Annotated in this window: 5 protein-coding genes and 1 pseudogene; all 6 read right to left on the bottom strand. The window is 52.8% G+C overall.

Annotation, left to right across the window (positions count from 1 at the left end):
- Positions 1–1,556 (bottom strand): annotated as a pseudogene (locus Q0L39_RS02560) (excinuclease ABC subunit UvrA); the annotation flags it as partial.
- 16 nt (positions 1,557–1,572) lie between these two features.
- Positions 1,573–2,271 (bottom strand): nucleotidyltransferase domain-containing protein, encoded by a 699-nt coding sequence (locus Q0L39_RS02555; RefSeq protein WP_296626766.1) that lies wholly within the window; start codon positions 2,269–2,271, stop codon positions 1,573–1,575.
- A gap of 29 nt (positions 2,272–2,300) precedes the next feature.
- On the bottom strand, positions 2,301–4,346 hold the full coding sequence (gene uvrB / locus Q0L39_RS02550) for an excinuclease ABC subunit UvrB (protein WP_296626765.1): 2,046 nt from the start codon (positions 4,344–4,346) through the stop codon (positions 2,301–2,303).
- Between the two features lie 288 nt (positions 4,347–4,634).
- Entirely contained in the window at positions 4,635–4,907 is a 273-nt protein-coding gene (locus Q0L39_RS02545) for a metal-sensing transcriptional repressor (RefSeq protein WP_296626764.1), read from the bottom strand.
- Positions 4,908–4,964: 57 nt separating this feature from the next.
- Complete coding sequence (locus tag Q0L39_RS02540; protein WP_296626763.1) at positions 4,965–5,825, bottom strand: hypothetical protein; 861 nt, start codon at positions 5,823–5,825, stop codon at positions 4,965–4,967.
- Between the two features lie 67 nt (positions 5,826–5,892).
- Entirely contained in the window at positions 5,893–6,558 is a 666-nt protein-coding gene (gene radC / locus Q0L39_RS02535; protein WP_296626762.1) for a RadC family protein, read from the bottom strand.
- Positions 6,559–6,678: the final 120 nt, after the last annotated feature.

The following is a 6,678-nucleotide window of genomic DNA, read 5'->3' as shown; positions in this document are numbered from 1 at the left end:
AGACCGATGCTCGGCTCATCGAGGATATACAGCACGCCCATCAGCGAGGAACCGATCTGGGTCGCCAGACGGATGCGCTGGCTCTCACCGCCCGACAGCGTTGCCGATGCACGGGAGAGGGTGAGGTATTCTAATCCTACGTTGCGCAGAAATTCCAGACGGGAGCGGATCTCCTTGATGACCTGATGGGCGATCTGCTCCTCCTTCTCGGTCAGCTGGAGGTTGTCAAAAAATTCGAGCATCGCTGTCACCGACAGTCGGCAGAGCTGGCTGATGTTCATGCCGCCCACCAGCACCGACAAACTCTCCTTTTTCAGACGGTCGCCGTGGCACTGCGGACAATCGACCGAGCTCATCCAGGTGGCAATCTCCTCGCGCATCCAGTTGGAGGAGGTTTCGCGGAAGCGCCGCTCCAGATTGTTGACGACTCCTTCAAAATCGGTGTTGTAGGTGGACTTGACGTCCTCGGTGTCGTACTTGAGCTGAATCTTCTCCCCTTTGGTGCCGTACAGCAGGATATCGACGACCTCCTTGGGCAGGTCCTTGACCGGTGTGTCCAGCGAGAAGTGGTAGTGTTCTGCAAGGCCCTGATAATAGCGCTGGGACATGCTGCCATCGGCATAGTACCAGCCGCTGGCGCGGATGGCGCCCTCCCGAATCGACTTCGACTTGTCCGGTATCACCAGATCAGGGTCGATGCTCATGAAGGTGCCCAGACCGGTACATTTTTCACAGGCGCCGAACGGATTGTTAAACGAGAACATGCGTGGATTTAACTCCTCGATGCTGATGTTGTGCTCCGGACAGGCATAGTTTTGCGAGAACATCATCTCCTCGCCGTCGATGACATCGACGATGACCAGCCCACCGGTCAGACCGATGGCAGTTTCCAGCGAGTCGGTCAGACGCGACTGCATATCCGGACGAACCACCAGACGGTCGACCACAATCTCGATGTTGTGCTTTTTGTTTTTGTCCAGCTTGATTTCCTCGCTCAGCTCATACAGGCTGCCATCCACCCGAACACGCACATAGCCCGATTTTTTGGCGCGTTCAAACTCCTTCTGGTGCATTCCCTTTTTGCCGCGGACAATCGGCGCCAGAATCTGAATTTTGGTGCGCTCCGGCAGCTCCAGCACCTTATCGACCATCTGGTCAACCGTCTGCTGACGGATCTCCCGTCCGCAGATCGGACAGTGCGGAATACCGATGCGGGCGTACAGCAGACGCAGATAGTCATAGATTTCGGTGACGGTGCCGACGGTGGAACGCGGGTTTTTGGAGGTGGTTTTCTGGTCGATCGAGATGGCCGGCGACAGGCCGGTGATCTCGTCGACATCCGGTTTTTCCATCATTCCCAAAAACTGGCGCGCATAGGAGGAAAGGCTTTCCATATAGCGGCGCTGACCGTCGGCATAGATGGTATCGAAGGCAAGGGAGGATTTGCCCGAGCCGGACAGTCCGGTCAGGACAATCAGTTTGTCCCTCGGAATCTCCAGGTCGATGTTTTTCAGGTTGTGCTCCCTTGCACCGTGAATCACAATTTTATCGTTCATTCTGTCCTCCTCTGTTCTATTTGTCCTCTATCATTGAATATGAATCTTCTTCCCCAAACAGCTGCTGACACCAGTCAAACAGCGTCTGATAGATTTTTTCTGTATCCAGTTTTTTGCCCTGCCGCAGCTGCATCCCTGTCCAAAGCACCTCACGGTCGAGACCGGTCAGCTGATCCAGCAATTCCTGACGGTTTAAAATATAAGCTCCCGTCCGCAGCCAACAGTGGTTCTGCAAAAGATAAAACGACGCTTTATATAAAAATGGCAGGGCCTGTTCCAACTCCTCACGGGAGCCGTGCAGATAGCGATGACATAATTCATGGTAGAGATTTCCCACGCCCATTCGAATATAATCCTGCACATCCTGTTTCGTGTAATCCGGTACAAAGTCTGTCAGCCTGCCGACATAATCTGTGGTTTCCTGTACCAACTGACAAATCTCAAATCGGTTCCAGTGCTGCATCTCTCTGCGTCCGCAGATAAAGCCGCAGCTTCTTTCCCAATTTCCCACTCTATGCAAAATCTGACGGTATTGTTCCATCGCATCCAGTGTCAGCTCTTCCAAGATCACCACGATATCAATGTCGCTCTGGTCGGTCGCCTCACCTCGTCCAAAGCTGCCCTGTAAACCGATGTACAGCAGCTTTTGACCAAAGGTACGGCGAAGTTCTTCGCTAATTTTCTGCAAGTAAGTTTCGATATCAAAGGGAGCCATCTCTCCACCTCTTTTCCTCTTCCAAAAGCCTACATTTTCTTTTTGCGGCTCTTGTTCTTTTCGTCAGCGTCCTTCATGATCTTCAGGTTTGGATTTGCACTGTACTGCTCCTTGAGCTTTTTGATCTTATCGCGCAGGTAAGCCGCGTGCTCAAATTCCAGAATCTGGGCGGCGTTCTTCATCTCAGCGGTCAGCTTCTCGATGGTCACCCGCAGCTCGGTCTGGGTCATGCGCTTTTTGCCCTTGCCCAGTTTGTCGGTATGTTCGCGGGTGGAAATCTCCAGAATCTCGCGCACATCCTTCTTGATGGTCTTTGGTACGATGCCGTGTTCTTCGTTGTATTTGATCTGCACCTCGCGGCGGCGCAGTGTTTCGCTGATGGCGCGCTCCATTGAGTCGGTAACCTCGTCGGCATACATGATGACCTTGCCGTTTGCATTTCGTGCAGCACGTCCGATGGTCTGAATCAGCGAAGTTTCACTTCGCAGGAAACCTTCCTTGTCCGCGTCGAGGATCGCCACCAGCGACACCTCTGGGATGTCCAGACCTTCACGCAAAAGGTTAATGCCGACCAGCACGTCAAACTCACCCAGACGCAGGTCACGGATGATTTCCATACGCTCGATGGTGTCGATGTCGTGGTGCATGTACCGCACCTTCACGCCCATATTTTCAAAGTAACCGGTCAAATCCTCCGCCATCTTTTTGGTCAGGGTGGTAACCAGCACACGCTCGCCCTTTTCGGTGCGGGCGTTGATCTCGGAGAGCAGATCGTCGATCTGTCCGTTGACCGGACGCACCTCGATCTCAGGGTCGAGCAGTCCGGTCGGACGGATGACCTGCTCGACGATGCGCTTGCTCTTCTCCCGTTCAAAGGCGCCTGGTGTCGCACTGACAAAGATGACCTGATTGAGTTTGCCGTAAAACTCATCGAAGGTCAGCGGACGGTTGTCAAAGGCGGACGGCAGACGGAAACCAAAGTCAACCAGGCTCTTTTTGCGCGCCTGGTCGCCGGCGTGCATTCCGCGCACCTGCGGCAGAGTGACGTGCGACTCATCGACAAACAGCAGAAAATCCTCCGGGAAATAGTCGAGCAGCGTATAAGGACAGCTGCCTGGCGCACGACCGGACAGCACGCGGGAATAGTTTTCGATGCCCTTGCAGAAGCCAATCTCGGTGAGCATCTCCATGTCGTAGTTAGTGCGCTCCATGATGCGCTGTGCTTCGATCAGTTTGTCGTGCGCTTTAAAGTAGGCCACCCGTTCCTCCATCTCGTCGCGGATTTCCTCCAATGCCTTCTGCATCTTATCCCTTGGCACGATGTAGTGGGATGCCGGATAGATCGCCACATGGGATACCACATTTTTGACCTCGCCGGTGACCACGTTGATTTCGGAGATGCGGTCGATCTCGTCGCCGAAGAATTCGACACGGATTGCCGTTTCACTTCCATAGGAAGGGAAGATTTCCACCACATCGCCGCGGACACGGAACTTGTTGCGGATAAAGTTGATGTCGTTGCGCTCGTACTGCAATTCCACCAGCTTTTTGGTCAGCTCGTCGCGCTCCTTCTGCATACCGGTGCGCAGCGAGATAACCATGTTGCGGTAGTCGATTGGGTCGCCCAGCGAATAGATACAGGATACACTGGCCACGATGATGACATCGCGCCGCTCGGACAGTGCCGAGGTCGCCGAGTGCCGCAGCTTTTCGATCTCATCGTTGATGGCGCTGTCCTTCTCAATATAGGTATCGGTGTTGGCGATGTATGCCTCCGGCTGATAGTAGTCGTAGTAGCTGACAAAGTATTCCACCGCATTGTTCGGGAAAAACGCCTTGAACTCCGAACACAGCTGCGCTGCCAACGTCTTGTTGTGCGCCAGCACCAGCGTCGGACGGTTGACCTCCTTGATGATGTTTGCCATGGTGAAGGTCTTGCCCGAACCGGTAACGCCCAGCAGCGTCTGTTCCCGATCGCCGTCGAGCACTCCCTGTGCAAGTTTTGCGATGGCCTGCGGCTGGTCTCCGGTCGGCTGATAGTCCGACACCAGCTCAAACTTTCTTTCCTCCTGCATCCTGTCTCCCCCTTCTTTCGTCCACATGGACCGGTAATGATGTTAATGATCGAATATTCGATTATGATTTTAGCACTACGCAATTTAAATGTCAATTTGCTTTGAATCGCTTGTGAAAATTCGGCAGAAATTCTGCAATCTTTCCCGATTTTTCTCCATTTTTTGCATTTTTTGCAGAAACACCGCATTTCTTCTTCCAAAGTCTGGACAGCACAGATCACTTTATGCTTCCTGTTTCAAGCAAAAACGGCGCCCTGTCAGGACAGGGCGCCGTTTTAAATTGATCTGTCACATATTGCCGAACCGCTCCACCGCTTTGATAAAACGCTCGATGGTTTTGTCGGCGTCACCGTCTGGAACTGCATCGCGCACACAGCGCGCAAGGTGCTCCTCCAGCAGGAGCTGTCCTACCTTGTGCAGAGCGGCTTTGGCGGCGTTGATCTGCAGCAGCACATCCTCACACGGAACATCCTCCTCCACCATGCGGTCGATGGCCTGCACCTGACCGGCGATCTTCCTGAGTCTGTGATGCAGATGTTCGGTATCCGCGTTTTGTTTCATCGAAGATCCTCCCTGTCGTTTGGATGGGCGCCTTTTTGTCCTGTCAGACCGACTGGCTTAATAGACTCTGCGATAACGGACTCCATCCACATAGTAGTAGTAACCATCATAGTAAAAATGATCCAGATAGATATTCTCGCTCCAGTAGCCATCCTTTTCGATGGTCAGTTTGTCGTCCCAGAAGCGGTAGGAATCCACGTCAAAGGTGTTGGTTCCACGCACTGTGGTACCGATCTTTTTGCCGTTGAGACGGACGGTTGCACCGGAAACGCTGCAGTAGAAGCTGACGCGGTCTCCGCGGTCAACGATGTTGGAGATGCCCAGGTCATATTTTGCGTTGCTGGAATTGTCAGTGCTGGTAGTCGCTACCGACTCCACCGCCATATTGTCCACATACTGTGCGATATGGTGAGGCAGCAGTCCGCGGACACTGTTTTTATTGTTGGCATAGACCATGTCCACCTCGCCATCGTCATTTACAGTAAAGTGGACTGCCTTGGAAACCAGATATGCCTTGGTGATCTCACCGTCCACCTCAATGGAAGCATCGGACGACGAGAACAGCTGCTTGATCTTTGCATCTTTTGCAATGGTGATCTCGCAGTCTTTGTCCAGCGATTTGTTGATGTTCAGCTCATCGAGCTTTCCTGCAACACTCAGCTTCTGCTGTTTGCCCAGAGAAACCTCGGTTCTTCCCTTGTCGGTTGTCCAGAACAGCAGGGTGATGCCGTCATCCTCGTTTGGAAGCAGCGACATCTTGGAAGCGTCCAGATCATAGACGGTCACTTCCTTCCCTTTGGTCAGGTGCAGCTGGTCATCATCAATACGGACACTGTACTGCGCAGGCGCTGCAAACGCTGCCACGCTCAGGGACAGGACCATCACTACGGTCATCAGCATTGTCATCATTTTTTTCATCTGCGTTCTCCTCCTTTTGTGCGGCGATCGGCCGCCTGATTGCAGATATCTGCATATTTCCGAAAGCTCAAAAGAGCTTATGGTCGCGCATCGAATAAAATTCATTTTCGGTCACGATAAAGTGATCGTGGAGCTTGACATTGATCTCCTTCAGCAGATCCTTCATCTTTCGGGTGACAACGATATCCTCCTTGGAAGGATAGACCAAACCGCTGGGATGGTTGTGCGCCAGAATCATGTTGTTGATATTCAGCCGCATGCACAGCTGAGCAATCTCCCGAAAACTGGCTGTTGTGCTGTCGCTGATTCCGCTGCCCAGTTCCTCCAGGCACACCAGCCTCATTTGATTGTCCAGACACAAAACCACCATCGTTTCCCGCTGACGTCCGTGCAGGTGTTCCCGCACAAACTCTCCTGTCTTGGAGGAGCTATCCAGCACAACCTTCTCCTTTGTTTTGGAGCGGGCACAAACCTCCCAGATACCTTCCACCAGACGCAGCAGCGTCGCTGTGTTTTCTCCCACGCCGGAAACCTGCATCAGTTCTTCCTTGGAGGCGTTGAGCACACCTTCCAGACTTCCAAAGCGCTGGATCAGATCATGAGCGAGCGGATTCGTGTCCTTTTGCGGGATGGCATAAAACAGCAGCAATTCCAGAATGGTATGTTCTTCAAATCCGCTGCTTCCCGCCGTATCAAACCGTTCACGCAGTCGCTGCCGGTGTCCGGCATGCACATTTTTCTCTTGTGAGGCTCCTATCGCTGATCTTCCCTTCTCGTCCTTCCCCTGCACACAATCGCGCCTGGGGAATGATTGCAAATTCTGTTTTCTATGTTATAATAAATCGTAAATCTA

This window comes from uncultured Negativibacillus sp. (assembly GCF_944388365.1).
Taxonomy (GTDB): domain Bacteria; phylum Bacillota; class Clostridia; order Oscillospirales; family Ruminococcaceae; genus Negativibacillus.
Note: the sequence above shows the minus strand (reverse complement) of the source record. Positions and strands in the feature narration are given on the sequence as shown.

Coding starts and splice junctions, on each gene's coding strand:
- Q0L39_RS02555 (WP_296626766.1), bottom strand. CDS start 2,271: ATGGCTCCCTTTGATATCGAAACTTACTTGCAGAAAATTAGCGAAGAA.
- uvrB (WP_296626765.1), bottom strand. CDS start 4,346: ATGCAGGAGGAAAGAAAGTTTGAGCTGGTGTCGGACTATCAGCCGACC.
- Q0L39_RS02545 (WP_296626764.1), bottom strand. CDS start 4,907: ATGAAACAAAACGCGGATACCGAACATCTGCATCACAGACTCAGGAAG.
- Q0L39_RS02540 (WP_296626763.1), bottom strand. CDS start 5,825: ATGAAAAAAATGATGACAATGCTGATGACCGTAGTGATGGTCCTGTCC.